The sequence below is a fragment of the Vibrio maritimus genome, from assembly GCF_021441885.1.
Classification (GTDB): domain Bacteria; phylum Pseudomonadota; class Gammaproteobacteria; order Enterobacterales; family Vibrionaceae; genus Vibrio; species Vibrio maritimus_B.
In genome coordinates this window covers 1,379,779-1,404,988 of record NZ_CP090438.1, presented here as the reverse complement: position 1 = coordinate 1,404,988, position 25,210 = coordinate 1,379,779, and the positions used below count along the sequence as shown (strand labels likewise).

The window sequence follows — 25,210 nt, the reverse complement described above, 5'->3', positions numbered from 1 at the left end:
ATGGATAACAGAATGAAAAATAAATTGTTTAAGACGTCGCTCATCTCTTCACTCGCGATGGTTGCAAGCGCACTTTCAGCATCAAGTGCTTTCGCAGAAGATGTGAACTGGGACGACGTTGTTAAGAAAGCAGAGGGACAGTCAGTTTACTTCCACGCTTGGGGTGGAAGCCAAGAGATCAACCGCTACTTGCAGTGGGCAGGCAAAGAGCTGAAAGCACAATACGGCGTGAACTTTAATCATGTTAAGGTCACCGATATTGCTGAGACGGGTTCACGTCTACTGGCAGAGAAAGCCGCTGGCAAAAACAGCGGCGGTAGTGTCGATATGGTTTGGATCAACGGCGAAAACTTTAAGTCAATGAAAGACAATGCGCTGCTTTATGGACCGTTTGTTTCAGACCTTCCGAATTGGCAATATGTTGATAAGTCGCTTCCCGTCGATAGTGACTTCTCAGAACCTACTGAAGGTCTGGAAGCGCCTTGGGGTGTAGGTCAGTTAGTCTTTATTCATGATACGCAAAGCCTAAATAATCCACCCGTGTCTTACATGGAGATGCTGAACTATGCAAAAGCCTATCCAAATAAACTCAGCTATCCAAAGCCACCGGAGTTCCATGGGACCAGTTTTCTAAAGTCACTACTTATCGAACTCACTGATAACGACCCTTCATTAGCTAAACCAGTGGACCAAGCAGACTTTGCAGGTGTCACTCAGCCTCTATGGAACTACCTTGATGAGTTCCACAAAGTCGCATGGCGCGGTGGTAAGCAATTCCCTGCTGGCACGGCAGAAACTATCCAACTGCTTGATGATGGACAGATTGATCTTGCGATTACGTTTAATCCAAATGCGGTGTATTCGGCACAAGCAAGTGGCAATCTCAGTGACACCACAACGGCTTATGCAATGGAAAGCGGCGCTCTGTCCAACATCCATTTCTTAGCTGTACCATGGAATGCTAACGCTAAAGAAGGCGCACTCGTTGCCATAAACTTCTTGTTAAGCCCAGAGGCGCAATCGCGCAAGGGCGACATCAACGTCTGGGGTGACCCTTCTGTGTTGAACAAGCAATATCTAAAAGGTAGCGCAGCTAAGACTCAACAGTTCAAATCCGTTGCCGAACCTCATCCAAGCTGGCAAAGTGCGCTTGAGCAAGAATGGCTCAAACGTTACGGCAGCTAACCGAGACTAGAGTTAACGATTATGCTAAGACTGTTGTACGCCATATTGGTTGTTGTCTGCATTCTCCCTACCATACCCGGCCTTGCGGGTGTGGTAGTGGCTTCACTCGGTTACATTCCTCCGCTCAACCTGAATGAGTTTAGCGTCACTGGATTTACCGATGTTTTCGCGTGGCAAGGTGTCGAAAAGTCCATCGCGCTCACCTTTACCACAGCCATTGTGAGCAGCTACTTTGCATGCTTCCTCGCTTTTGCCATTATCGCGGCGAGTTGGAACAGTCGTTGGTGGAAAAAGATTGAACTGGCACTATCGCCACTTCTGGCGCTGCCACACGTTGCGTTTGCCATCGGCTTTGCGTTTCTGTTCTCTCCAACAGGGTTTGGGGCACGGGCACTTGTTGAGCTCTTTGGAGCCAGTAGCCAATCCGGCCTTAGTGATGCGCCTTGGTTAGTAAAAGATCCCTACGGCATCGGACTGACCTTGATGCTTGCCATCAAAGAAGTGCCCTTTCTTCTGCTGATGAGTATTCCAATATTACGCCAACTGAAAGTGTGTGAATCATTGAAGATCGCTTCGTCGCTTGGTTATTCGGAGGCGGCGGCATGGTGGAAAATCATCCTACCTCAATGGTTTGCGAAGATCCGCTTTCCGATGCTCGCTGTCATCGCGTATAGCCTATCTGTCGTTGATGTTGCCTTGATTATTGGCCCGACGAACCCGCCTACGTTTGCCGTTCTTGTATGGCAGTGGTTCAACGATCCAGACCTCAACCTACTTCCAAGAGCCAGTGCGGGTGCCGTTATTTTGTTTGTCATTGCAACACTACTCATCGGCTTGGCTAGACTGATTGAGTTTGTCGTCGTCAAATACGCGAATCAATGGCAATATTCTGGACGCTACGCAATTCGCCTTCCGGGAAAATCACTATTTATAGTTATTGCCGGCATCGTCACCGCCATGGTACCGCTTACTATTATCTGGACGTTTGCTCAGCGCTGGCGATTCCCCGATTTGTTGCCATCACGCTATACAATGCGATTTTGGGAGTATGAATGGGAAGGGATGACTAGCGTAATCAGCCAGAGTCTAACCATCGCGATAATATCTGCTTCGATTGCATTGATACTTGCCATCGTTGGGCATGAGTATCGAAACAAGTATCGTCTGCAGGTACCGGGCTATGTGATTGCGATTCCGATGTTACTTCCGCAACTGAGTATTCTATTTGGTTTGCAAGTCGCGACCCTGATACTCAATGACAACGCGTATCTATTCTGGGTGTGTTGGTCTCACGTCTTCTTCGCGTTTCCATTTGTTTATTTATCGCTGGACGGGCCTTGGCGAGGGTTCAACGACCAACTCACTAAGGCTTCAATGAGTCTGGGTAAAAGCCCGCTTTATACTTGGTTTCACATCAAACTGCCATTGCTGCTTCCTGCAATCGTCTTTGCATGGGCGATCGGTATCAGCGTGAGTCTGGCTCAGTATTTACCAACACTGGTGCTAGGCGCAGGACGTATAGCGACCATAACAACCGAAGCAGTTGCTCTTTCGAGCGGGTTTGATAGACGTGTTACCGCGATATATGCGCTATTCCAAGCTCTATTGCCTCTGCTCTTTTTCACCATTGCGGTGCTGGTTAATCGCCTTCACACCCGTTATCGCCGAATTAAATTTAAAGGATTGTTAGTTAATGACGCTCTTGCTAGAAAACCTCGCCATCCGTAAGCGTGATGGTGAGGTGCTGTTTTCTAATTGCAACTTCTCTATCGACTCAGGAGCCATTCTGACTTTGATGGGACCCAGTGGCTGCGGTAAATCGACCTTGCTCGATGTTGTCGCCGGTCACCTTGCACCTGAGTTCACCTACTCGGGACAGGTTCAGCTCAATGGGCAGCGAATCGACACCTTGCCTCCTCACAAGCGTCGTGTTGGCATACTTTTCCAAGACGACTTGCTGTTTCCTCACCTGAATGTTTGGGAGAATTTAGCGTTTGCTTTGCCCAATGAGATCAAAGGGTCGAATCGCAAAGATCAAGCGATGGAAGCACTAAGTAAAGTCAGACTTTCGAAACTTGCTGAGCAATATCCAGAGCAACTTTCCGGAGGACAACGAGCCCGAATCAGCCTAACCCGCATGCTGCTCGCAGAGCCCGAGGTTGCCTTATTGGATGAACCCTTTAGCAAACTTGATAAGGAACTACGAGTACAGTTTCGCGACTGGGTAATCGAGCAATTAAAGCAGGCTAACATCCCTACCCTAATGGTGACGCACGATGAAGATGATATCCCTCAAGGCAGCCAAGTACTCAAATGGCCATGGGAGAATGCACATGCTTGATCGATTGAGTATCAAAGTCATTCGTTGGCCACTAGCGCAGTCGGCGAGAGTATTAAACCAAGCGGGCATTACTGCAAATCAAACCACCTTATTCGGTTTTGCTCTTGGCTGTTTAGCCTTCCCTGCTCTCGCTTATGAGCAGTACTCACTTGCCCTTGTCCTCATTGTTCTTAATCGTATTTGCGATGGATTAGACGGAGCACTGGCTCGAATACAAGGAATCAGTGATGCCGGCGGTTTTCTCGACATCAGCCTCGACTTCTTGTTTTATTCTCTAATTCCGTTTGGCTTTGTTATCGCAAATCCGGAACAAAATGCCATTGCCGGTGCGTTTCTCATTTTTTCATTCATCGGAACCGGAACTAGCTTCTTGGCGTTTGCCGTTATGGCTGGAAAACGAGGCATTGAAAACCCTGTCTATCAACACAAATCGCTCTATTACATGAGCGGTTTGACTGAAGGCACAGAAACCATAGGGTGTTTTGTGCTACTTTGCTTGTTCCCGCAACACTTTGCGGCGATTGCGTTTGTATTTGGTACCGCTTGCTGGTTTACCACATTCACTCGCATTTTCTCAGGCTTCCACACGTTAAAAGAGTAAGGAACAGCATGTCTTCTGACTATTTCGGTACCAGTGCCGCCTACGCGCGTAAAGAGAGCGACTATCGTGAAAAGGCACTTAAGTTATACCCTTGGGTTTGTGGTAGCTGCGCTCGTGAGTTTGTCTATTCAAACCTACGCGAACTCACAGTTCATCACAAAGACCATGACCACACAAATAACCCTGAAGATGGGAGTAACTGGGAACTATTGTGCTTGTACTGCCACGACCATGAGCATTCAAAATATACAGAGCATGAGCTTTACGGCAGCGAAGTGAAGCCCGGCGAAGATAATCACCAAGCGGCTACTCACAACCCTTTTGCCGATCTCGCCAATATGATGAAAAAGAAGTAGCGATAAAAAAACGTCAGGCAAATGCCTGACGTTTTTCGTTAGAATCGCTGTGAATAAAATACTAAATCTAGTCCCACTCTGGTGCGAAATCAGGGTTCGCTAAGCGGTGACCACGATCTAGGTTAGCAATCGTTGCCATATCTTCATCGTTTAGCACAACATCAACATAACCTAAGTTACTCTCGATGTTTGCCTTTTTCGTCGACGATGGGATAGTGACAAAACCTGACTTAGCCATCCAAGCAAGCACGACTTGTGCAGGAGTCGCACCGTGCTTTTCAGCGATGTGCTTAATAGAGCCATCTTTCAATACATCACCATAGGCGAACGGCATGTAGCCTGTCACAATCATCTCGTTCTGCTTGCAGAAATCGACAACTTGAGCGTTCTGCAAGTATGGGTGCACTTCCACCTGATTGGTGTAAAGCACGCCTTCACCAAGAATCTCAATCGCCTGCTTCATTTGCGCTACCGTAAAATTCGACACGCCGATATATCGTGCCAAACCAGAATCTTGAGCATGCTTGAGCTCTTGAAGGTACTCCTCCATTGGCACTGCCTCATCTTTTAGCGGCCAGTGAATAAGAAGGAGATCAACGTGTTCGAGTTGTAGATCTTTCAAACTCTCATCAAGGCTTGGGATGAAAGAGCCTTTGCCAAGCTTATCCATCCAGATCTTTGTTGTCACAAAAAGCTCATCACGTGCGATACCCGAGTCAGCAATCGCTTGCCCTACTTCTTTCTCGTTTCCGTAGATTTGAGCGGTATCGATGTGACGGTAGCCAGCCTCAAGAGCCATTTTTACTGAGTTGTAAGCGTCATCACCCTTTAAGCGAAATGTACCCGCACCAAGCGTTGGAATAGAAAGGGACATAACTTCTCCTTAGTTTTGATTGTTGTCCCGTCAGTCTAGCAGTATGTGTACGTTCGATTTACTACCAAAATCACAAATGTTTATTGCGTTCGGTGCAAAGGTAACCAACTGAGTGCTATTCGATTAACTTGTAGACTTTAGACCAACCATAAGGCGACGAGCGAACTTTACCGACCTCTGTACAATAGCGCACCGTGTAGCCATTCAGTCGAGATTGGATGTCACTCATGTACCAACCCACGTACAAGCCATGCTTTTGCATTTCAAGCGCCATCATTCGACAGGTAAAACCCTGCTCTTTCCACTCTTGCGCTTGTTTTAGGAAAAATTCTTTAATTGGCGATTGTTTCACTAGCTCTATCCTCAAATCGTATCGTGTGGCTAAGTGTATCGCGCTAATTGGGAAGGTGGTTTTGAGTTTCTAAACAGGCGTTGACGATTAGTTAATGATTGAGCCAGCGCCTGTTAGGTTGATAAAGAGAGGTAACTTATTTCGGTGTAGGTATGATTGCTTGCGTTTCGTCGAGTAACTCTCTTTGATAGCTCAGCGAATCCGACTGGTCATTGAGGTATTTAAGTAGAACTCGAGTTATGCCTTCACGGTAGTTTACCAGACCACTATCGGCACCATTAAGCTCGGTATTGGTATAGCGATAGTAAATGCCCTCTCCCGGTTGCTCACGAGATAGTCTTTCTAACGAAGAGTGGTTTTCAATCTTATCCCCATAAAACGCATAAGTAGGTCGACCATCCAGTGGCGTTAGTTCAATTGCCGTTGATAAATCAAGAAGAGGAGAGCGAGTTAATTTGCTCATCAACTCCGGTTCCGCAGAGAGTATGTTGAGGTATGTGCTCATAAAATATCCTTATAGGTTGACCGATAAACGGACGAACCAATGTAAACATCATTGTCATGGCACATTATGACAGACGGCTTATTTCCGCCTAAATTAGAAGTTATATCGGATTCGAATAGATCAAGCTCCACCACCCTTGACGGTTGTATAATGCGCAAAAAAAAAGCCTCGCTTGATAGCGAGGCTCGAATTAGCTTTGTATCTTAAACCGCTTACACGTCGTAAGTTGTAGACGCAGTGTCGCCGCCCGTACCAGTCCAGTTAGTGTGGAAGAACTCACCACGTGGACGATCAGTACGCTCGTAAGTGTGAGCACCGAAGTAGTCACGTTGAGCTTGAAGCAGGTTCGCTGGCAGACGCGCTGTTGTGTAGCCATCTAGGAAAGATAGCGCAGAAATCGTACATGGCATTGGGATGCCTGCCTCTAGAGATTTCGCTGCTACTTTACGCCATGCCGCTAGGCTGCTTTGAAGGATATTTTTGAAGTACTCATCAGAACCTAGGAATGCGATATCTGGGTTCGCTTCGTAAGCATCACGGATGTTGCCTAGGAATGCAGAGCGGATGATACAACCACCACGCCACATCAGAGCTACGTTACCGTAGTTTAGATCCCAGCCGTTCTCGTTTGATGCTTCACGCATTAACATGAAACCTTGAGCGTAAGAGATGATCTTAGAAGCGAGTAGCGCTTGACGAAGTGCATCAACCCACTCTTGCTTGTCACCTTCTACTGGCGTGATTGTTTTACCGAATAGAGACTCAGCCTCAACGCGCTGGTCTTTAAGAGCAGACAGACAACGAGAGAATACAGACTCAGAGATAAGCGTTAGCGGAATACCTAGGTCAAGTGCGTTGATACCTGTCCATTTACCTGTGCCTTTTTGGCCCGCAGTATCAAGGATCTTCTCTACTAATGGCTCGCCGTCTTCATCTTTGTAGCCAAGAATGTCAGCAGTAATTTCTACTAGGTAGCTGTCTAGTTCTGTTTTGTTCCAGTCAGCAAACACTGCCTGCATTTCGTCAGCAGACATGCCTAGACCGTCTTTCATGAACTGATACGCTTCAGTGATCAGCTGCATGTCGCCGTATTCGATACCGTTGTGTACCATCTTAACGAAGTGACCTGCACCATCGTTACCAACCCAGTCACAGCAAGGCTCGCCAGCGTCAGTTTTTGCAGAGATACCTTGGAAGATAGGCTTAACCGCTTCCCAAGCTTCTGCAGCGCCACCAGGCATGATTGAAGGTCCAAAACGTGCGCCTTCTTCACCACCAGAAACACCGGTACCGATGAAGTGGATGCCTTTCTCACGAAGAGCAGCAACGCGGCGGTTTGTATCTGGGTAGTTCGTGTTACCACCATCAATGATGATGTCACCTTTATCTAGTAGTGGAACTAGAGCTTCGATGAACTTATCGACAACGTCACCAGCACGTACCATAAGCATCACTTTACGTGGCGATTCTAGCTTCTCAACTAGCTCTTCTAGTGAGTATGCGCCAACAATATTTGTGCCTTTCGCTGGACCTTCTAGGAACTCGTCAACTTTTGCAGCAGTACGGTTGTGAGCCACAACTTTAAAGCCGTGGTCATTCATGTTTAGGATAAGGTTCTGACCCATTACCGCCAGACCAATTACACCAATATCACCTTTCATCATTCTCTCCATCAATTCGGCAACTTAACTTGCTGCTTTGAAATTTTTGGTCGCGCCAAGTTGTGCAGCTCTCCCAGCGCGACATAATCTTGTGATTACAGTTCGCAGTAATCTGTGTCTGTTAGGTTCTTACATGGGAAGCGCCAAGCGCGACCATCGTTATGAAGCAGTTGATCAGACTCTTTAGGACCCCAAGTACCACATGCATAGCCAAATAGCGCTTGTGGATCTTGTTTGAAGTCTAGAATCGGTTGTACAAACTCCCAGCACGCTTCTACTGCATCACTACGCGCAAATAGTGTCGCGTCACCATTAAGTGCATCTAATAGAAGACGCTCATAAGCGGTTAGCATTTGCGTTTCTTGAAGTGACGCGTAGTGGAAGTTCATCTTCACTTCTTTGGCGTTAAAGCCAGCTCCTGGCTCTTTCAAGCCAAAGCTCATCTGAATGCCTTCATCAGGTTGAATTCGGATAATAAGCTTGTTTTCAGGTGCGTCTTTACCAAACACTGGGTGCGGCGTTTGTTTAAAGTGAATCACCACCTCAGTGACACGAGTCGGCAAACGTTTACCTGTGCGGACATAAAAAGGAACACCATTCCAGCGCCAGTTATCGATAAACATCTTCAAACCAACATAAGTCTCTGTACGTGAATCGTCCGCTACACCGTGCTCATCACGGTAGCCCGGTAGGAACTGTCCACGCACATTAGATTCTGTGTACTGACCCAGCACTAGGTTGTTACGCAAGTCATCTTCCGAAAGCGGGCGCAGGCATTGCAGCACCTTAACCACTTCGTTACGAATTGCGTCCGCGTTAATTTGTGCCGGAGATTCCATGCCTACCATTGCGAGTACTTGCAGCAAGTGGTTTTGGAACATGTCACGCATTGCACCCGAACCATCGTAGTAGCCGCCACGCTCCTCAACACCTAAGAACTCAGCACCCGTGATTTCTACATAATCAACGTACTGATGGTTCCAGAGTGGCTCAAACATCGCGTTCGAGAAACGCAGAACAAGTAGGTTCTGAACCGTCTCTTTACCTAGGTAGTGGTCAATACGATAGATTTGATGCTCTTGGAAGTGCTCGTGGATCTCTTTGTCGAGCTGTCGCGCTGACGCAAGGTCATAACCAAATGGCTTCTCGATGATTAGACGCTTCCAGCCTTGGCTTTCATCATTAAGACCGTGAGCCGCTAGGCTTGCTGGAATAATGCTGTAAAGGCTTGGCGGTGTCGCCAAATAGAATAGCGTGTTGCGTTGTTCAAAGCCGTATTGGTTTGCAACGTCATCAAGGCGGGTTGCGAGTTTCGCGTAATCTTGAGTATCAGAGGTATCAATCGCTTGATAATGAAGATGGTTACAGAATGCTTCTAGCGTTTCTGGCTCTGTCTTCTCCATCTCTTGAAGAGAAGCTTTGAGTTTCTCTCTGTATGATTCGTCACTGTATTGAGTGCGGCTCACACCAAGAATAGCAAATGATTTTGGCAGCTGGTCGCTGGCATACAAATGGTAAAGAGCAGGGATCAACTTACGGTACGTAAGGTCGCCTGAAGCACCAAAGATCACGATGCTACTATTTTCAGGTATTACCATCTTTTTTCCTTAGACAATGGGGGCAATTGTTTAGCGGACGCCAATGTTAACAGCGTGCTAGATAAAAAGAAAATAAGTTTTGCCTATCCAAAGGATAGGCAAATTCACTCAAATGATAAGGTCTGACCACGACTATTATAGTCAGTTTAGAGATGTTAGGGCCTAGTTAGTGCTATTTCGCTCAATAAAGCGTACAGGGACCATCAAGCGAACCAAACTTGAGTCCTTCTCTTTGATTTGATTTGAAATGATTTTTACCGATTCTCTGGCGAGGCGAGTGAAGTCTTGGCGGAATGTCGACAGCTCGTAACTTAGCCAAGTCGCTTGCGGTATGTCATCGAAGCCAATCACCTGAACATCTTCAGGGATCTTCAAATCAAACTCGAAACGAGCAATATCCATGAATGCCATAGCTAAGTTGTCTGTCGCGCAGAACACACCTTGTGGCTTTGCCCCACTCTTGAGCAATGCACGGATCTCTTCTAGCGCGCCACCATAATCGTAGTTGGCTTCAACGACTTTAGGGGTCTTGCCAGTTAGCGATTGAAACTCATCGCAAAAACCATTAACGCGCTCTTGGTTGGTCAAGGTCGGTACTTCACCCGTTAGATAAACGACGTCGGACAACTTGCTATCCGCAAAGCGCTGTGCAGCGATTTGCCCTGCCGAATAGTTATCACTGATCACATAACTACTCTTAGTTCCTTCTACGACACGGGCGTATTGCACGATAGGAATATTAAACTCTTCGCACTCATCGTAAAGCGCGGTATTGAACGTCGCGGAAGCGGCAATAACACCGTCAACGCGATACTGAAAAATGTTGGGAATCGAGTGCTGGTTCTCTCCATCAACTTGCCATGGAATGAGCACCGCTGAGTAACCAATTTTTTGCAACTCGCTACTAATGAGCTGCAGCGTTTTCATATGGATGGGATAATCCGCATCTGGGAAGACTAAGCCGATAAGTTTAGACTGATTGGTCGTCAGACTTCGCGCGAACGCATTGGGGCGGTAGTTGAGTGCTTTTGCTGCCTCAAACACCTTTTGTTTGGTCTTTTCTGCGACAGAGCTCCCTTCAACAAACACACGGGATACCGTCGATTGTGACACCCCTGCGAGTTTAGCGACATCTTTTGACGTGACCGTCTGTTTTGGAATATTCATTTATTTTGTTTAATTCACCGAGCCAATGGCGCTAAATGTAGCATAATTTGGTACGTATGCATAAACAGAAAAGCCTTACATCGTTTAAATGTAAGGCTTTAGCACATAAATACCATCTAAAATGGGTTGTACCCATCAACCTGCAGCAATTACCTGTTCCCAAATTGCAACAGGTTGAGGGAACAAGTTATTAGAAGTAGTAACGGATACCCGCAGAGAACTGGTTGTCGCGGTTATCGTAGTGGTCTTGCACGTATTGGTCATTACCTTGGTCAAACTGGTATTCAGCCCAAAGAAGGAAGGTGTTCTTTGTAAAGTGATACTCTAGACCTGGAATGATGGTTTGACGCTCGTAGCCATTACCATTGTCATCTTTGCTAGTTAAGTAGTTAACGTTAAGCGTTGGACGAAGACCGTTTTCAAAGTGGTAGTAGGTGTATAGCTCTGCGCCACGCGAGTCATAAAACTCAGCGTTATCGTTTACTTCCCAGTTAGAGCCTTCGCTGTATGTCGCACCAACATAGAAGCCGCCTAGAGAATAGTTCGCACCAAGCAGCGCGATACGTTGAATGTCGCCATCGTTGATATTAGATGCATTCTCGATATCTGTAAGCTCATTCTGGTGATACGCCAAACCAAGCGTTAGACCATTTTCAAACGAGTAAGAGGTAGAAGCGCCCATACCGTTTTTCAATGTTGCAGTTGCATTGCCAGCTAAAGCAACATCGTTACGTGTTGTTTGGTAAGTGAAGCCGTATTTCCAGTCACCACCCACGTTATTACGATAAGTAATAGAGTTTTCAGCACGACCTGTGCCTGAAGCAATACCCCAATCCGCTAGATTGTAATAGCCAGTACCACGTGAACCATAGGTACGACCTAAGTCGGTGTACCAAGCCACATCATAGAAAGTACTCCACTGCTTAGTACCTGCAGCGATTTTGCCCCACTTTTCGTGTTCTACACCTGCGTATAGAAGTCGGCTGTAGATGTCATTGGCAGTCGAAGAAGAGTTATAACCCCACTCTGCGTGACCAAAGCCTTGCCAACCATTTTCAAGTTGCTTAACGCCTTTGAATCCGAAACGAGAACTACCACTGTTGAATTCATCAGTGCGAGCTTCATACTCACCAGCTGTGTCATCAAAATTGCGTGCTTTGTTTTGGTAGCGAACCTCAAAACGGCCATCAATAGTTAAAGAGTCACCATTTTCATTGGTAAAAGTGTGTGCGGCCATTGCAGAGGCAGAAGTAAGTGCAGTTACCACTAGTACACTTAATGCAGACTTTTTCATTTGCTTCCTACTTTACAGGCAATAGAAAGCCTCCGTGCCTAACAGCCCGTTAAAAAATAATAATCAGGAAAAACGATGCCACGTCCTGTGGCATCGGTTGGGAGCAGGCTTGAGGTTGAGAGGGCGCTCAAGCCGTAGGTATTGCTCTTATAGAGAAGGGTTTAGGATGCTTGAAGTACGCTCGAACACGTCTAGACCTTGCTGTTTTAGCCAGTAAGGAAGGTCGATCAGTACCCAGTTCTCAGATAGCTTGTCGCCGTCACGGTAGTAAACGTCTACTACTTGCATGTCTGCACGAACCTCGCCGCCAGTCATACCTAGGAAACCACCGATTGGCGTGTTAGATAGGTTTGGCCAGCCGAAGAAGCAAGAGAAGCTGCCTTCTGCGAAACGACATACGTGGCCGTTGAACTTCTTGTCTTTTAGGTTGTTACGGAACGGAAGCTGGTGCTGCTGTTGGTAACGAGGAATTGTGTAAGATGCACCGATACCACATGGACCGTACCAGATCATGTCTTCAGACCAGCTCTTCGCTAGTACTTCTGGTGGACAACCCATAGCGCCGCTGTCGTTAAGTGCAGAAAGGTCAGCAACCATCTTGTTTACTAGATCTAGAGTTGCTTGACCTTCTTCAGGCGCTGCATCTTCAAACAGTAGACCGTCGTGGTTACGAGGACCAGGGTAAGTGAAGTGCTTACCTGTTGACGGTGGAAGTGGGTAGCAGCCTGCTTGATCCATCACACCTAGTAGGTCTAGGAAAAGACCTGTTTTAGTAATTTTACCGTTCTCTACGCAGTTGAATTCAGCGTAACGGATGTTCATGATTTTGCCTGTTGGACGCATACCTAGGTATTCAGCATCGAATAGACCCATGAAGTGACCCATGCTCATAACCCAGATTTCACCTGAAGTTACTTCGTTTTCACCGCCGATAAAGATATCTTGGCGACGTTGCATGCGAGTCATAGATTTCATCAAAGGAGCCCAGAAAACTTCTGCAGCTGCTTCCGCACCTTCTTGCTCACGGAATGGGTAAACACCACGCCATAGGTAATCTTCTGAAGTGTGAGCTTTTAGTACTTCAGCAACGTTTTCGTGCGTTGCGTTTTCCATTGCGTCGAAGTATTCACGTACAACGCGTTTTGCTTCTTGATATTTAGACATAATCATCTCTCTTATTAATGATGAGTCGGTGTTGGAACAGGACTCGTAATTAAGTTAGGTTGTCGACAGGTATCTTCAGATACCGGAGAGAATCTACCCGTCGACTAAGTTCTTTAAAGACTAAGCTCTTTAACTAAGCGCTCGCTTTTTCTGCTTTCTTCTCTTTGTGGAACACGCCGCCTTTCAGTGTCTCTGGCAGTGTTAGCCATAGAAGACCTGCGATGATCCATACGATTGGTGAACCCCACATTGCCGTTTGTAGGTCGGTACGCTCTTGGATAAAGATAAGTACCATTGGTGCCCACATACCTAGGATACGACCACCGTGGAACAGTGCTGCACCGTAGCTACGAAGGTGTGCTGGGAATAGCTCTGAGAAGTAACCACCCCATACCGCTGATGAAGACAGACCGAAGTTATAAATCAGGCCAAGGATAGCAAGCATGTTCAGGCCGCCAATAACCATGTCACCCGGTGCGATGAAGAAGATTGACACCATGATACCGGCTAGGATGAAACCAAATGCGTTCACCTTACGACCAAATTTGTCTGCCGCCCAACCCCAGAACCAAGCACCAAATAGCGAGCCAAATGCTGAGATGGAGAAGATAAGACCGATTGTTGCACCGTCAAACATACGAACTTCACGTAGGTAAGTCGTTACGAAACCACCGAAGAACTGGAAGCCGTAGAAGTTCAGACCTGCAAGTAGCAAACAAGTAATTGTGATAGTGCGGTAAGGCTTGCTTAGCATCTCGCCCCAAGAACCTTTCTTCGCTGTCACGTTAGAGTCTTTTGAAGCTTCAGCCTTCGCTTGCTCTTCTTCGCCGTAAGCAATCACTTTCTTGTCGCTTGGTAAAACGAAGATCATTAGTACAGCTGCCGCTAGTGGTGGCACACCGCCAACCCACATGAGGCTTTGCCATGGAGCATCGATGCTTGTGATAAATGCTGCATACGCACCCATTACCATCAAAGCGACAGAGAACATAGAAGATGCAAAGGCCGTCAACTTACCGCGCACAGTTGGTGTGAATAGACCAATCATCAATGAAACAGCAACCGTGAAGTAGCCACCCAACGATAGACCGATGATGAAACGCATTGCAGCCCATGTAGCGTAGTCGGTAAACATCATATTGATGATGGTTGCGCCACCGTTTAGTGCAGTAATAGCAATCAGGGTGTTCTTTTTACCAAACTTGGTTGCGAACCAAGCACAGCTTAATGCACCAATCAGGGCACCAACGGACTGCCATGTGTAGAACTGAGCCGTATCCGACAAGCTAATTCCGTCGTACGCTTCAACGATGTAGGGGCGTACGTAGTCAATAATTACAAAGTTATAACAGTAAAAGAAGTAACCAACCAAGATAGCTAAGTAGGCAGCTACCCTTTGTATCATTGGAACTTCGCTCATGTGTTTTTTAGCGGTCATAGCCGTTAAACCCTTATTTTAATTAGGTATAGTGTTTTTAATGGCGAGCACAGTGTTTCTAAACTTTGTTTGACTGCCCCCGTCCTGCGAGATGAATCTTACTTTTTTTGTGGTTTAAAGATCCGTGATCCATATCAAAAACCAATGAATACGCACCCAAAGTGCAAATTTTAGTGATGACGATCACACTAACACGCAAATTTCGCCATTTTGATGTCTTTATAGTCAGTTTAGTCGATAAATCTCACATTTATTGACTCAGAACTGTATCATTCGCCTACAATGACGATAGAATCCACTCGAATTTGAAGCAAAAGATGTTTTGGAATAATCAAGAATGGTTACGTACTCAAGCCTCGTTGTAATCGCCCTATACATTACAACAACCATATTTATCAGCTACTTAGTAAATAGGAAGCTGAAAACGGGTGGAGACTTTTCGACAGGTGGACGTCAATTCGGTTGGTTTACAGCGGGAGTATCCATTCTCGCGACTTATATAAGTGCAATGACCTTTATCGGAATGCCCGGTTGGGTTTATGGAACTGGGATGGAAGCGATGGCGATCCACCTCAACTACCCTTTGGTGATCTTTTTCACCGTGGTGTTTTTCGTTCCTATCTTCTACAAGCTCAAGCTGACTTCTATCTATGAATATCTAGAGATGCGTTTTGGTATCTATGCCAGAACCATCAACTCAATCGTTTTTCTTGTGGTGCAATGTATCTCCGCAGGTGTCATCTTGTATGCGGTGTCGCTAATTCTGGTTCAGGTGTTACCCATCACCATTACCCAAGCGATTTTGTGTATAAGCGTATTCACCGCTATTTACACCTATGCCGGCGGTATTTCGACGGTCATTTGGACAGATATGCTTCAGTCGCTGATCCTAGTCATTGGTACTATCGCTATCTTCTTTATTTTGATTTTCGACATAGATAGCGGCGTGAAATCGACACCTGAGATGCTCAACGTCATCAACCTGAGTATGGATCCAAGTGTTGATACAACACTCTGGGCAGGGTTAGTTGCCGTTGCGTTTCTGCATCTGAGTGTTTACGGCACTAACCAGCTTATTATCCAGAGAACTTTGGCCACGAAAGACGTCAATACAGCCCAAAAGTCGATGCTGCTTTGCGGCTACGGCGCGTTTTTTATCTATCTACTGTTCGCAGTCTTAGGTGTCCTGCTCAACCTGTTTTACGATGGTCAAGTCTTTGATAACCAGAATGAAGTCATCTTGGATTTTGTGTTTAACCACACCAATCCGATTATTATTGGTTTGATCATTTCAGCATTAGCAGCCGCCGCGATGTCGACACTGGATTCAACCTACAACTCAATGGCGACCGTAGCGACATTTGATATTTATAAGCGCTTTATTAAAACCGATGCTGAAGATGCCCATTACGAAAGCACCGCGAGAAAAATGAGTTTAGTCGCAGCCGCTTCGGTGGTTGTACCGGCAATTTTGGCGGTATCCAACGAATCCGTATTAAAGACGATCGCTAGTCTGACCTCAATTTTTGTAGGTATTCGTCTTGGCTCTTTTGTGTTAGGAATAGCGTCTAAGAAAGCCAACGAAAAAGGCATTATTCTCGGAAGTATTGTTAGCATGGTCGCCGTATTTGCTGCCAAAGGAATGGACATCGCGTGGCCGTGGTTTGCACCAATAGGGACTTTGGTATTTTTGGTCGTAGGATTGACCACTAGCTATAAATGGGGCGAAGTAACGCCCAAACAGCTAGACTTTATTCATAAACAGAAGCACTTGATCGCTAAGCCAAAAGCCAGCCACTACGGGCTATTTGTCTTCGCAGCGTTCACTGTGGTTATTTGTCTATATATCCCCGACTGGCTTGGTTCAGTACTGCTGTAATAAGGTAATAAGTTATGTTGTCCATCTTCGACATATATAAAGTTGGTGTCGGCCCTTCAAGTTCCCACACGAATGGCCCAATGATCGCTGGCTATCAGTTCACAAAGCTCATTGCTGACAACCTTGATAAGGTAAATCGTGTACAGGTTGACCTCTATGGTTCGCTCTCTTTAACGGGTATTGGTCACCACACCGATAGAGCGACAATCTTAGGTCTACTTGGCAACAAGCCAGACACCATCAAGATTTCTAGTGCTAACCAAGCTATGAAGAAAGCGATTGATGAGGGCGAACTGCCTCTTGCTGGCACGCATACCATCGCATTCGACTACAAAACAGACATGTTGTTTCATGAAGAAAACCTCCCTCTCCATGAAAACGGCATGACGATCTCCGCTTTTGATAAAGAAGGCAATCGCGTTGGTTTCGAAACCTACTACTCAATCGGTGGCGGTTTCATCGCGACGGAACATGAGTTGCAACACGGCAAAGACGAGCAAGAAGTCAGCGTTGAGTATCCATTCACTAGCGCTGATGAGATGCTAGCACTTGCCGAGAAGAACGGCATGAGTCTTGGCGGTATGGTGCTTCGTAACGAACTTGCGTTTAAAGACATCGAAGATATCAATGAGAAAGCTGAGCAGATTTGGCGTGTGATGACGCGCTGTATGGAGCGCGGCTTTGAAACGGAAGGTATCTTGGATGGCGGTCTAAACGTGACTCGTCGTGCCCCTAACCTTCTTAAGAAGCTGGAAGCTAACGCAGCAGTAGAAAACGATCCAATGGAGATCATGGATTGGATTAACCTGTTTGCGTTTGCTGTCAGTGAAGAAAACGCAGCGGGCGGTCAAGTGGTCACCTCACCGACTAATGGTGCGGCTGGCGTTATTCCTGCCGTCTTGATGTACTACCACAGATTCATCAAAGAACTGGATACCAAACAGCTTAAAGACTTCCTTGCTGTGTCCGGCGCTATCGGTATCTTGTACAAGACCAATGCTTCTATTTCAGGTGCTGAGGTAGGTTGTCAGGGTGAAGTTGGTGTGTCCTCTTCAATGGCAGCAGCAGGTCTCACGGCACTTCGTGGCGGCAGTAACGAGCAAATGTGCATCGCTGCAGAAATCGCTATGGAGCACTCTCTCGGTATGACTTGCGATCCTATCGGTGGTTTGGTGCAGGTTCCATGTATTGAGCGTAACGCAATGGGTGCGATGAAAGCGATTAACGCTTCTCGTATGGCGCTTAAGCGTACCAGCAAATGCCTAATCTCTCTCGATAAAGTCATTGATACCATGTACCAGACTGGTAAAGATATGAATAAGAAATATCGTGAGACTTCTCAAGGCGGTTTAGCACTGATTCACCTTGCTCCACCTTGTGAATAATCAGTTGTCGATCAAAACGGCAGCTCATTGAGCTGCCGTTTTTCTTACCAATCAATCTGCTTTTTATCTCGGAAGAACTGACCTGTTGGGGCATCACTGCCCAACATCGCGAGCCAAATGGCTGTCTCAGCACCCTCTTCCGGTGAACGAGTGGCGCTCATTCCGCCCATGTCAGTCCGTACCCAACCCGGACACATCGCATTGATCTTGATATCTCCGCTATAGCTGTTTGCAGCGACTTTCGTCATCGCGTTAAGCGTCGCCTTGCTGATTGAATAGGCTGCAGGCCCCGTTAGGCCATCGGAAAATGCGCCCCAACCCGACGAGATATTGACAATGCGCCCATAGCCATTGCTTGCCATTTGGTTGGCAAAGTACTGAGTTAACTCAAACGCAGCGAAAGCATTGGTTTGCATCGACGACATTAGCGCGTCATTTGAAAGCTGTGCAAAAGGCGTTTCCTCAAGCACACCAGCGTTGTTGACTAAAACGTCTATCTTTGGAAAGCGCTCTGAAATGTGTGCTAGCGCTCGCTGTCGCGATTCATGGGTTGATAAATCAAGTTCCACCGCAACAACATTAGCCCCGATGGCACTCGCAACTGCGTCTCCTTGACTGAGATCTCGACAACCAAGAACAACGTCAAAGCCGTGCTCAGCTAAACCTTTGACGATCGCCAGTCCAATCCCGCGATTACCACCAGTTACTAACGCTACTTTGTTCTCGTTCATTCTGTCCTCCAGCTATGATTTGCGCGCCGTCAATTCCGAAGAACTGACGACGCAGCGACAAGCACATTAAGAGTTAACGGGTATCACTTCGTAGCTATGGATATGAACATCGCCATTGCTATCAAAACTCACTTGCCAAGTTTCATTGACTAACAAGTTAATGTCATCGCCCTTCATTGGAGAGTCATCAAACGTCTCCGCGATCAATCGGATTCTAAGTTCAGCGACATAACCCAACTCCGACTCCTTCACCTCGACTTGTTCCACCACATGGTCACAATCCGGTTTAAAGACCTTGCGAACCATCGCATACCAATCTCTGAAGCCTTCATGTCCAATGAACTCACCTTCCGGTACTGTCCACTTAACATCCTCGGCCAAATAGCGCGTAAACTGTTCTGTCGACTCTTCAAGGCGGTCGAACTTAGCAAACCAGTTCGCAACAAACTTCTGAATACGATTCTCTGGCGAGTAAATCAAATCCTCAATTTGCGCTTCGACTCGCGTTGCATGGTCACGCGCACGAGCTTCCACTTCTTCAAGCTTGTTATACACACCCGGAATGTACACCATACGATGAGTATAGATTGGCTTGATGTAATTCATGCCCGCAAGATAAGCCGTTTGCTGCATAGGACGAAGCATTTCTTCAATAGTGAAGTGATTATACCCAAGCGGATCGTAGGACTCCTCAGGACCACCCACCGTAAACGAGAGAATGAAATCTTTACCTTTGAGCTTGTCACCTTCTGGACCATACGCGAAGTTGAAGCTCAACACGTCGTCCATCCACTTCTTCAACAAAGCCGGCATTGAATACCAGTAGAAAGGGAACTGAAGGACGATAACATCGGCTTTGATCATCGCTTGCTGCTCCGCTTCAACATCAATCTTGTAGTCTGGGTACAAAGTATCAAGGCGACGTACTTCGATGTCAGAAATGTTATCGCTAAGCTGGTTTAGGATGACTTTATTGGTGTATGACGAATCAAGCTCTGGGTGACCAGAAATAACAAGTACTTGGCTCATAGTTTTTCTCTCAAATAAATTCTGTTTGTAATCGTGCTGTTAGTCAGCAAAAAAAGCGTTGAAGAAGGCATCTGAGGTGTACACGTCCCCAGAGAAGTTCTGAACTCGTTTAATTTTCCCATCTTCAATTTGATAAAGTAGGATCCAATTTAAATCCACATTATCGCCTGCAGCAGTGCTGTATCCTCTATGTGCATCAATGACATAGGTATCGTTCGCTGCCAAAATCATCACTTCGGCTTTGAAGCCTGCTTCACCAAGCTTGGCGAAAAACTCGGTAAACTCCGTAATGCCACGTTTAGTACCTGCAAGCGCATGACGACCAGGAATATGCCACTCGACATCTTCGGCAACGAACTCACGAATACCTTCCAAATCCCCTTGTCCATAAGCAGCAAAGAAGCCTTGTACAACCTTAAGTGCTTCGCTGTCCTCAGATCCTTTTGCAACTGGGTTTTCAGGTTTAGGCCAATATTGAGGCTGGTTAATTTCAACGGCATCTTGTTTCGCTTTCATATTCTCGACTCCTGAGCTTGCCAACTCACTTGCTGACAATGTGCTTGATGACAATGTAAAGATCGCGGTGCTAAGCATAGCGACGTAGTTGAATCCTTTCATAATGGCTCCTTGTGTGTGGTGACTTAACTTGCAAACAAGTTTAGCGCTAACCATTAATAAAGATTAGATGACATTTATCTAAATCATTATTAGTCTATAACTAATAGTTAAAGAGGTTTGTTATGAATGGAACGACGTTTAATCAACTCGTGGTTTTCAATACCATAGTGCAGGAAGGCAGTATCACTAAGGCGGCACAAAAGCTTGAGATGGCCGCACCATCTGTCAGTAATGCGCTGAAGACACTTGAGCAGCACATCGGTCTGCCTTTGTTTACACGTACAACTCGACGTATCGAGGTGACGGAAGCAGGCAAATTACTTCACGATAGAACCTATCACTCCATATCCGACTTAAATCTAGCCGTTGAAAGCATAAGTGACCTAAGCCGCGTGCCCACAGGAAAGGTACGCATAACCGTACCTAGGTTCGTCTACCAATATGTACTCGAGCCCATCTATGCCGAATTTTGTCATCGCTACCCGCATATTGAATTAGAGATTTCCATCTCTGACGCCGCTATTGATATCCTCAATGAAGGCTTTGATTTAGGGGTAAGGTTTGGAGACAGGGTTGAGGAAGGTATGGTGGCTAAAAAACTCACCTCCCCAACCAAAGAAGCCTTTTTTGCTTCAAAGGACTACGTGCAGAAATTTGGGCTACCGAGCAAGCCGGACGATCTAAAAGCGCACAAGATGATCCAATATCGTTTCATCTCTTCGAATCAAATCGCCCCTCTTATCCTCAATAACGGCGGAGAAAACCTGGTCGTAGAGATGCCAACCGCCATGGTGGTCAATGACACCACGCTCATGGTCAATGCAGCGCGAAAAGGCTTAGGGATTGGACGATTGATTGAGCCCATGATTCAAGAAGACCTTGCTCGAGGAGAACTTATACCTGTGTTGCCTGAGTATTGGTTCCCTTATTCAGGGCTCTATGTGTACTTTCACCGCAATACACAAAAGGCGAAGCGCGTTCGGGTGCTGATCGATTTTCTGACGGAAAAAACACAGCACTTGTAATGAGACAATAACGAGATTGAGGTAGGCTAAACCTTAAGCCAACATACACAATAACCTATAAGGAAATGTAGTGAACTCAGTATCTATAAAAAACGTAGTCTTCGACGTCGGCAACGTCATTGTTCGCTGGTCACCAATTGAAATCGTCAACCTGACTTTCGGGACTCTAGGTGATGAATCACAAGAGTTAGCTACACGCATTTTCCAGTCTGAAACTTGGCTCAATCTCAACAAAGGCTTGCTCACCGAGCAGCAAGCTAAAGCGCAGTATCAGACGACATTGGACCTCAGCGCTGCGGAGTGCGACAAACTGTTTTACTACGTGAAAGAGACCCAAATTTTGCTGTTTGGTACGCTCGACCTGATTAATAGATTAAAACAAGCTGGTTATCGGATCTTCGCACTCACCGACAATGTGAATGAGATTGTCGCGCACTTAAAACAGAGATACGATTTTTGGCCGCTGTTCGAACATGCCACCATTTCATCTGAACTTGGTTTCTTGAAACCGAGTAACGACATTTATCGATCACTGCTGACTCACAACGGTTTAATTGCCGAGGAAACCGTGTTTCTTGATGATATGCCTTATAACGTGGAAGGGGCGAAAAACAACGGTATGCACGCCATTCAGTTTGCCGATGCGGAGCAAGCAACTGGAGCACTTAGAGAGCTGGGACTTACGTTCTAGACAGAAAAACGCCAGCAGATGCTGGCGTTTTTGATTACTTACGTTTACCGAGTTTTACCGTACCATTGGTCGAGAACCAAAGCGCTTCTGAGCGGCGGCGGCCTAACAAAATAGGGCCGTCATCGTAAAATAGGAAGTTCTTCCAATAGCGTTTGAAGGTCGACCATTTGGTCTCAATCACGTTGTACTTTTCGTAGCAGAAGTACACTGTCACATCATCTTGCCAGTCAATGAACTGCGCTACCGCTTCTGGTAGATCATTTTCATCGGCTTCCCACGCCTGCATCCAATCCACTTCGTCCCACCAATTGTTGTCTTTCATTGGCCAGTCTTGGCTACTTAGGCGCTCTGCATCTGGGCTTTGCGCACTGATGTTTTCTTTCCAAAACTGTGCGGCACGGGCTTGCGTCATTGGTTTAATCTGAGGCCAATCCGCTTCAGGCACCGGCATAGATTGATGGGTAAAAATCCATTTTCTTTGGTATTCATCCAAAGTTGTGTACGACATTCAGTTTCCTAATTCTTTAACCAGCCATTTTCAACGGCTTCTTCAATGAGCGATTTTGCTTTATCCCAGAGCACTTGTGAACCTTTTTCTATCTTTTGATTCACCTGCATGACCTGAGATATTGAAACCTCGTTTTCTACCCAGCTTTGACCATCATTGTGATAGTTCAGTAGCATCGGAATAAGTCTATCTAAAGCTTTGGCAAACTTTGCTTCAGGAGATTGCGCTAATTCGAACTCCTGCCAAACATCAAACAGCTCTTGGCCTTGATCTTGAGGAAGCATCCCAAACAGACGATGCGCGGCTGCCAGTTCTTTCTCTTCTTGTTCCTTTGAAGCTTGCGCATCATACACAAAGGTATCGCCAGCATCGATTTCAACAATATCGTGAAGCAGCAACATCTTGACGACTTTGGTGATCTCTACGGGTTCGTTGGCATGTTCTTGCATAAGAAGCGCCATCATAGCGACATGCCAGCTGTGCTCTGCACTGTTTTCGAGACGACCTTCAGCGCTGCGAACGCGTGTTCTTCTCAGCACGCTTTTCAGCCTGTCTAGCTCAATCAAGAGCGATAATTGCTGCTCTAATCTCTGATTCATACTTGCTTCCAGTTTGGGTTATGCAGAGAAGTCAAAATGTGATCTTCCCACTTCCCATTAATCAGTAGGTAATCTTTGGCAAACCCTTCTCGTTCAAAGCCCATGTTCTCTAATACGGCTTCACTTCGCTTATTGTGAGGCATATAGCTAGCCGCTATTCGATGCATATTTTGGTATTCGAACATGTAAGGGATAGCCATAGACAGCGCACGTCGCATGTATCCTTGTCCTTGTGCATTTTCAGCAAGTGAATAACCCAAATTACAAGAATGGAACGGAAAACGGACCAAATTACTGAATGACACCGTACCTTTCATCTCTTTAGTATCGGCATCAAAAATCAAGCAGTAATATGCCAAACCAAGACGATGTAGCTCTTCTAACTTAAGCAGTTTGCTTGCCCATGTATCTACCTGGAAAAAACCTTCATCTCGCTTTGGCTCCCAAGGCTGTAGAAAGCGACGATTATCTTGAAAGTACTGAGACACAGTATAAGCATCGGACGGAGAAGAGGTTCTTACCAACACATTGCCATCACGACGATGCAATTGCACCGCCGAGCTTCTGTCTTCCATTAATTCTTCCTGATGTTGTAATCACGCAGTTTATTAGCGATAGAGGTATGCGAGACGTTCAAACGCTTCGCTAGCTTACGACTCGATGGGAAAGATTGGTATAGCTTCTCCAGCACCTTAGACTCGTAGTCCTTCATAATGTCGTCCAGTGAGCCGTCGATGTTGAGATTGACACTACCTGAGCTGACTGACTCTAGTTTAGGTAAATTAAAATCTTCTAGCTTCAGCCTTGCGCCTGTCGTTTGTGTCAGTGCTCTGAGTACCATGTTATCGAGCTGACGCATGTTACCCGGCCAAGGATAATTGCTCAGCGCATCCAAAAGTTCCTCATCCGCTTCTGGTTTGCTAATGCCCAGTTTATTGCTGTGCTTCGCTACAAATAATTCTAGCAACGGCGTAATGTCGCTAGCACGCTCTCTAAGCGGTGGAATAGTCAGCGTCAATACATTAAGGCGATAATAAAGATCCTCACGGAATGCACCTTGCTCAGCTAAATCAGCAAGGTTGTGGCGTGTTGACGCAATGATTCTCACATCAACATGCACTTCGTGTTCTTCGCCTACACGACGGAATGTGCCATCTTGAAGGAAACGAAGCAGCTTGATTTGCAGGTGTGGACTCATCTCACCAATTTCATCAAGCAGTACCGTGCCGCCATTCGCTTGCTCAAAAATGCCTTTGTGTCCATGTTCGTGATTAAACGAACCAGGAGCATGGCCAAATAGTTCCGTCTCCGCGACATCATCTGGCATCGAAGCACAGCTCAATACCAGAAATGGCTGAGAAGCGCGATTAGAGCGATTATGGCAGGCTTTCGCTAGCATCTCTTTGCCAGTGCCCGTCTCACCTTCGATAAGCAAGGGCTGGTCAAGCATCGCGAGCTTTTTAGCTTGGCTCATTAACGCCTTGTGACGGTTGGACAAGCCCACAAAGTGCTCAAAGCCCAGTGTATTGCTATCTGCCAGAGATTCAGTGCTAACAGAGTGAGTCGTAGGGTGAATGCTCATTACGGCACTGGCGAGAACGGTCTCGTTCGATTCACCAGTGATGTAAACAGGCAAGATTTCCATTGTGTAATCCAGCCCATCGACGACAATCGCTTGTTTCTGTCTGGTGATATCGCCTTCAATCCACTTGGCGAAATTGAAACTTGGCAATAGCTGCGAGATTAATTGACCAATGGCCTCTTCTTCGCTTTTTGCCAACAGCTTCAACGCGGCATGGTTAGCCATGTCAATCGCGCCTTTCAGATCGATAGAAAGTACTGGATAAGGTAAGTTAGTTAGTAGAGAGACAAGCTCTGTGTTGTGCCTTTCGCTAGGCATGAACTGGATTTTGCGGACGTCTTTTACGCCAGAGATTCTTCGAATCTCTGCCATTAAGTCACGAAACGTCTCAAAGTCTATGTCTGGACAGTTGAGGTAAATAATGCCCGTAGTATCAATTTCAATACCACGTAAGTCGATACTGTTGGATGCCAAGATATCTAACAGTTCTCGAGTTAAACCGAGCCTGTCTTCACAGAGGACTTCTAAACGCACTTTATGTTCCTGTCGAAAGTGTCACGAAATGTTGACACTAAGTGTGTATGACTCAACGTGAGTCGTCAACAAAAACAGAAAGTTGCCGATATG

Annotated in this window: 25 protein-coding genes; 9 read left to right on the top strand and 16 right to left on the bottom strand. The window is 46.3% G+C overall.

Going from position 1 to position 25,210, the window contains the following annotated elements; translation table 11 throughout:
• The first annotated feature begins 57 nt into the window (after window positions 1-57).
• From LY387_RS06440 to LY387_RS06420, 5 genes are read left to right on the top strand one after another with little or no spacing between them, the layout of a single operon-like run.
• A complete protein-coding gene (locus tag LY387_RS06440; protein WP_419153443.1) occupies window positions 58-1,185 on the top strand; it encodes an ABC transporter substrate-binding protein in 1,128 nt (375 codons plus the stop codon).
• 21 nt (window positions 1,186-1,206) lie between these two features.
• Window positions 1,207-2,913, top strand: coding sequence for an ABC transporter permease (locus LY387_RS06435; RefSeq protein WP_234495743.1), 1,707 nt, complete (start codon window positions 1,207-1,209; stop codon window positions 2,911-2,913).
• The gene (locus LY387_RS06430; protein ID WP_234495742.1) at window positions 2,879-3,526 is read left to right on the top strand and encodes an ATP-binding cassette domain-containing protein; all 648 of its coding nucleotides are present in this window, start codon (window positions 2,879-2,881) and stop codon (window positions 3,524-3,526) included. The genes LY387_RS06435 and LY387_RS06430 overlap by 35 nt, the downstream gene beginning before the upstream one ends.
• The gene (locus LY387_RS06425; RefSeq protein ID WP_234495741.1) at window positions 3,519-4,127 is read left to right on the top strand and encodes a CDP-alcohol phosphatidyltransferase family protein; all 609 of its coding nucleotides are present in this window, start codon (window positions 3,519-3,521) and stop codon (window positions 4,125-4,127) included. Before LY387_RS06430 ends, LY387_RS06425 begins: the two co-directional genes overlap by 8 nt.
• Window positions 4,128-4,135: 8 nt before the next feature.
• Window positions 4,136-4,483 (top strand): YajD family HNH nuclease, encoded by a 348-nt coding sequence (locus LY387_RS06420; protein WP_042499543.1) that lies wholly within the window; start codon window positions 4,136-4,138, stop codon window positions 4,481-4,483.
• 67 nt (window positions 4,484-4,550) lie between these two features.
• Here the strand turns inward: LY387_RS06420 and dkgB are convergent, their stop codons facing one another.
• The 9 genes from dkgB to LY387_RS06375 form a co-directional block, all read right to left on the bottom strand.
• The gene (gene dkgB / locus LY387_RS06415; protein ID WP_234495740.1) at window positions 4,551-5,357 is read right to left on the bottom strand and encodes a 2,5-didehydrogluconate reductase DkgB; all 807 of its coding nucleotides are present in this window, start codon (window positions 5,355-5,357) and stop codon (window positions 4,551-4,553) included.
• Between the two features lie 115 nt (window positions 5,358-5,472).
• Window positions 5,473-5,709: a hypothetical protein gene (locus tag LY387_RS06410; RefSeq protein ID WP_042472393.1), complete on the bottom strand. Its 237-nt coding sequence runs from the start codon at window positions 5,707-5,709 to the stop codon at window positions 5,473-5,475.
• 136 nt (window positions 5,710-5,845) lie between these two features.
• Complete coding sequence (locus tag LY387_RS06405; RefSeq protein WP_042472390.1) at window positions 5,846-6,214, bottom strand: hypothetical protein; 369 nt, start codon at window positions 6,212-6,214, stop codon at window positions 5,846-5,848.
• A gap of 212 nt (window positions 6,215-6,426) precedes the next feature.
• On the bottom strand, window positions 6,427-7,875 hold the full coding sequence (gnd, locus tag LY387_RS06400) for a decarboxylating NADP(+)-dependent phosphogluconate dehydrogenase (protein ID WP_234496066.1): 1,449 nt from the start codon (window positions 7,873-7,875) through the stop codon (window positions 6,427-6,429).
• Window positions 7,876-7,970: 95 nt separating this feature from the next.
• Window positions 7,971-9,473: a glucose-6-phosphate dehydrogenase gene (gene zwf / locus LY387_RS06395; protein ID WP_234495739.1), complete on the bottom strand. Its 1,503-nt coding sequence runs from the start codon at window positions 9,471-9,473 to the stop codon at window positions 7,971-7,973.
• A 162-nt stretch (window positions 9,474-9,635) separates the two neighbouring features.
• Complete coding sequence (locus LY387_RS06390; RefSeq protein WP_128648872.1) at window positions 9,636-10,640, bottom strand: LacI family DNA-binding transcriptional regulator; 1,005 nt, start codon at window positions 10,638-10,640, stop codon at window positions 9,636-9,638.
• A gap of 190 nt (window positions 10,641-10,830) precedes the next feature.
• Window positions 10,831-11,934: a porin gene (locus LY387_RS06385; protein ID WP_234495738.1), complete on the bottom strand. Its 1,104-nt coding sequence runs from the start codon at window positions 11,932-11,934 to the stop codon at window positions 10,831-10,833.
• Between the two features lie 147 nt (window positions 11,935-12,081).
• Window positions 12,082-13,098 carry a nuclear transport factor 2 family protein gene (locus LY387_RS06380; RefSeq protein WP_234495737.1) on the bottom strand — a complete coding sequence of 339 codons (1,017 nt, stop codon included), beginning with the start codon at window positions 13,096-13,098 and terminating at the stop codon, window positions 12,082-12,084.
• 133 nt (window positions 13,099-13,231) lie between these two features.
• On the bottom strand, window positions 13,232-14,536 hold the full coding sequence (locus LY387_RS06375) for an MFS transporter (RefSeq protein WP_234495736.1): 1,305 nt from the start codon (window positions 14,534-14,536) through the stop codon (window positions 13,232-13,234).
• A 337-nt stretch (window positions 14,537-14,873) separates the two neighbouring features.
• Between LY387_RS06375 and LY387_RS06370 the strand changes: the two genes are divergently transcribed.
• Both LY387_RS06370 and LY387_RS06365 read left to right on the top strand, forming a co-directional pair.
• The gene (locus LY387_RS06370; protein WP_234495735.1) at window positions 14,874-16,415 is read left to right on the top strand and encodes a sodium:solute symporter family transporter; all 1,542 of its coding nucleotides are present in this window, start codon (window positions 14,874-14,876) and stop codon (window positions 16,413-16,415) included.
• A 14-nt stretch (window positions 16,416-16,429) separates the two neighbouring features.
• The gene (locus LY387_RS06365; RefSeq protein ID WP_234495734.1) at window positions 16,430-17,800 is read left to right on the top strand and encodes an L-serine ammonia-lyase; all 1,371 of its coding nucleotides are present in this window, start codon (window positions 16,430-16,432) and stop codon (window positions 17,798-17,800) included.
• A gap of 44 nt (window positions 17,801-17,844) precedes the next feature.
• Here LY387_RS06365 and LY387_RS06360 read toward each other — a convergent pair whose 3' ends face one another.
• The 3 genes from LY387_RS06360 to LY387_RS06350 form a co-directional block, all read right to left on the bottom strand.
• Window positions 17,845-18,531: an SDR family NAD(P)-dependent oxidoreductase gene (locus tag LY387_RS06360; RefSeq protein ID WP_234495733.1), complete on the bottom strand. Its 687-nt coding sequence runs from the start codon at window positions 18,529-18,531 to the stop codon at window positions 17,845-17,847.
• Window positions 18,532-18,597: 66 nt separating this feature from the next.
• Entirely contained in the window at window positions 18,598-19,560 is a 963-nt protein-coding gene (locus LY387_RS06355; RefSeq protein WP_234495732.1) for an NAD(P)H-dependent oxidoreductase, read from the bottom strand.
• A 39-nt stretch (window positions 19,561-19,599) separates the two neighbouring features.
• Window positions 19,600-20,178, bottom strand: a complete 579-nt coding sequence (locus tag LY387_RS06350; RefSeq protein ID WP_234495731.1) for a nuclear transport factor 2 family protein — start codon at window positions 20,176-20,178, stop codon at window positions 19,600-19,602.
• Window positions 20,179-20,300: 122 nt separating this feature from the next.
• Here LY387_RS06350 and LY387_RS06345 point away from each other — a divergent pair, with 122 nt between their 5' ends.
• Both LY387_RS06345 and LY387_RS06340 read left to right on the top strand, forming a co-directional pair.
• Complete coding sequence (locus LY387_RS06345) at window positions 20,301-21,203, top strand: LysR family transcriptional regulator (RefSeq protein ID WP_234495730.1); 903 nt, start codon at window positions 20,301-20,303, stop codon at window positions 21,201-21,203.
• Between the two features lie 70 nt (window positions 21,204-21,273).
• Window positions 21,274-21,894, top strand: coding sequence for an HAD family hydrolase (locus tag LY387_RS06340; protein WP_234495729.1), 621 nt, complete (start codon window positions 21,274-21,276; stop codon window positions 21,892-21,894).
• A gap of 34 nt (window positions 21,895-21,928) precedes the next feature.
• On the opposite strand, the gene LY387_RS06335 is transcribed toward LY387_RS06340, so the two are convergent.
• The 4 genes from LY387_RS06335 to tyrR are packed head-to-tail and all read right to left on the bottom strand — an operon-like array spanning window position 21,929 to window position 25,117.
• Window positions 21,929-22,402: a DUF2947 domain-containing protein gene (locus LY387_RS06335; protein WP_234495728.1), complete on the bottom strand. Its 474-nt coding sequence runs from the start codon at window positions 22,400-22,402 to the stop codon at window positions 21,929-21,931.
• An 8-nt stretch (window positions 22,403-22,410) separates the two neighbouring features.
• Window positions 22,411-23,001, bottom strand: coding sequence for an HD domain-containing protein (locus LY387_RS06330; protein WP_234495727.1), 591 nt, complete (start codon window positions 22,999-23,001; stop codon window positions 22,411-22,413).
• A complete protein-coding gene (gene rimJ / locus LY387_RS06325; RefSeq protein WP_234495726.1) occupies window positions 22,998-23,576 on the bottom strand; it encodes a ribosomal protein S5-alanine N-acetyltransferase in 579 nt (192 codons plus the stop codon). The genes LY387_RS06330 and rimJ overlap by 4 nt, the downstream gene beginning before the upstream one ends.
• On the bottom strand, window positions 23,576-25,117 hold the full coding sequence (gene tyrR, locus LY387_RS06320) for a transcriptional regulator TyrR (protein WP_128648877.1): 1,542 nt from the start codon (window positions 25,115-25,117) through the stop codon (window positions 23,576-23,578). Before tyrR ends, rimJ begins: the two co-directional genes overlap by 1 nt.
• Window positions 25,118-25,210 lie beyond the last annotated feature (93 nt).

What these genes read in the sequence shown, in the direction of transcription:
- LY387_RS06440 (WP_419153443.1), top strand. Translation starts at nt 58, where the DNA reads ATGGTTGCAAGCGCACTTTCAGCATCAAGTGCTTTCGCAGAAGATGTG.
- LY387_RS06435 (WP_234495743.1), top strand. Translation starts at nt 1,207, where the DNA reads ATGCTAAGACTGTTGTACGCCATATTGGTTGTTGTCTGCATTCTCCCT.
- LY387_RS06430 (WP_234495742.1), top strand. Translation starts at nt 2,879, where the DNA reads ATGACGCTCTTGCTAGAAAACCTCGCCATCCGTAAGCGTGATGGTGAG.
- LY387_RS06425 (WP_234495741.1), top strand. Translation starts at nt 3,519, where the DNA reads ATGCTTGATCGATTGAGTATCAAAGTCATTCGTTGGCCACTAGCGCAG.
- LY387_RS06420 (WP_042499543.1), top strand. Translation starts at nt 4,136, where the DNA reads ATGTCTTCTGACTATTTCGGTACCAGTGCCGCCTACGCGCGTAAAGAG.
- dkgB (WP_234495740.1), bottom strand. Translation starts at nt 5,357, where the DNA reads ATGTCCCTTTCTATTCCAACGCTTGGTGCGGGTACATTTCGCTTAAAG.
- LY387_RS06405 (WP_042472390.1), bottom strand. Translation starts at nt 6,214, where the DNA reads ATGAGCACATACCTCAACATACTCTCTGCGGAACCGGAGTTGATGAGC.
- gnd (WP_234496066.1), bottom strand. Translation starts at nt 7,875, where the DNA reads ATGAAAGGTGATATTGGTGTAATTGGTCTGGCGGTAATGGGTCAGAAC.
- zwf (WP_234495739.1), bottom strand. Translation starts at nt 9,473, where the DNA reads ATGGTAATACCTGAAAATAGTAGCATCGTGATCTTTGGTGCTTCAGGC.
- LY387_RS06390 (WP_128648872.1), bottom strand. Translation starts at nt 10,640, where the DNA reads ATGAATATTCCAAAACAGACGGTCACGTCAAAAGATGTCGCTAAACTC.
- LY387_RS06385 (WP_234495738.1), bottom strand. Translation starts at nt 11,934, where the DNA reads ATGAAAAAGTCTGCATTAAGTGTACTAGTGGTAACTGCACTTACTTCT.
- LY387_RS06380 (WP_234495737.1), bottom strand. Translation starts at nt 13,098, where the DNA reads ATGTCTAAATATCAAGAAGCAAAACGCGTTGTACGTGAATACTTCGAC.
- LY387_RS06375 (WP_234495736.1), bottom strand. Translation starts at nt 14,536, where the DNA reads ATGACCGCTAAAAAACACATGAGCGAAGTTCCAATGATACAAAGGGTA.
- LY387_RS06370 (WP_234495735.1), top strand. Translation starts at nt 14,874, where the DNA reads ATGGTTACGTACTCAAGCCTCGTTGTAATCGCCCTATACATTACAACA.
- LY387_RS06365 (WP_234495734.1), top strand. Translation starts at nt 16,430, where the DNA reads ATGTTGTCCATCTTCGACATATATAAAGTTGGTGTCGGCCCTTCAAGT.
- LY387_RS06360 (WP_234495733.1), bottom strand. Translation starts at nt 18,531, where the DNA reads ATGAACGAGAACAAAGTAGCGTTAGTAACTGGTGGTAATCGCGGGATT.
- LY387_RS06355 (WP_234495732.1), bottom strand. Translation starts at nt 19,560, where the DNA reads ATGAGCCAAGTACTTGTTATTTCTGGTCACCCAGAGCTTGATTCGTCA.
- LY387_RS06350 (WP_234495731.1), bottom strand. Translation starts at nt 20,178, where the DNA reads ATGAAAGGATTCAACTACGTCGCTATGCTTAGCACCGCGATCTTTACA.
- LY387_RS06345 (WP_234495730.1), top strand. Translation starts at nt 20,301, where the DNA reads ATGAATGGAACGACGTTTAATCAACTCGTGGTTTTCAATACCATAGTG.
- LY387_RS06335 (WP_234495728.1), bottom strand. Translation starts at nt 22,402, where the DNA reads ATGTCGTACACAACTTTGGATGAATACCAAAGAAAATGGATTTTTACC.
- LY387_RS06330 (WP_234495727.1), bottom strand. Translation starts at nt 23,001, where the DNA reads ATGAATCAGAGATTAGAGCAGCAATTATCGCTCTTGATTGAGCTAGAC.
- rimJ (WP_234495726.1), bottom strand. Translation starts at nt 23,576, where the DNA reads ATGGAAGACAGAAGCTCGGCGGTGCAATTGCATCGTCGTGATGGCAAT.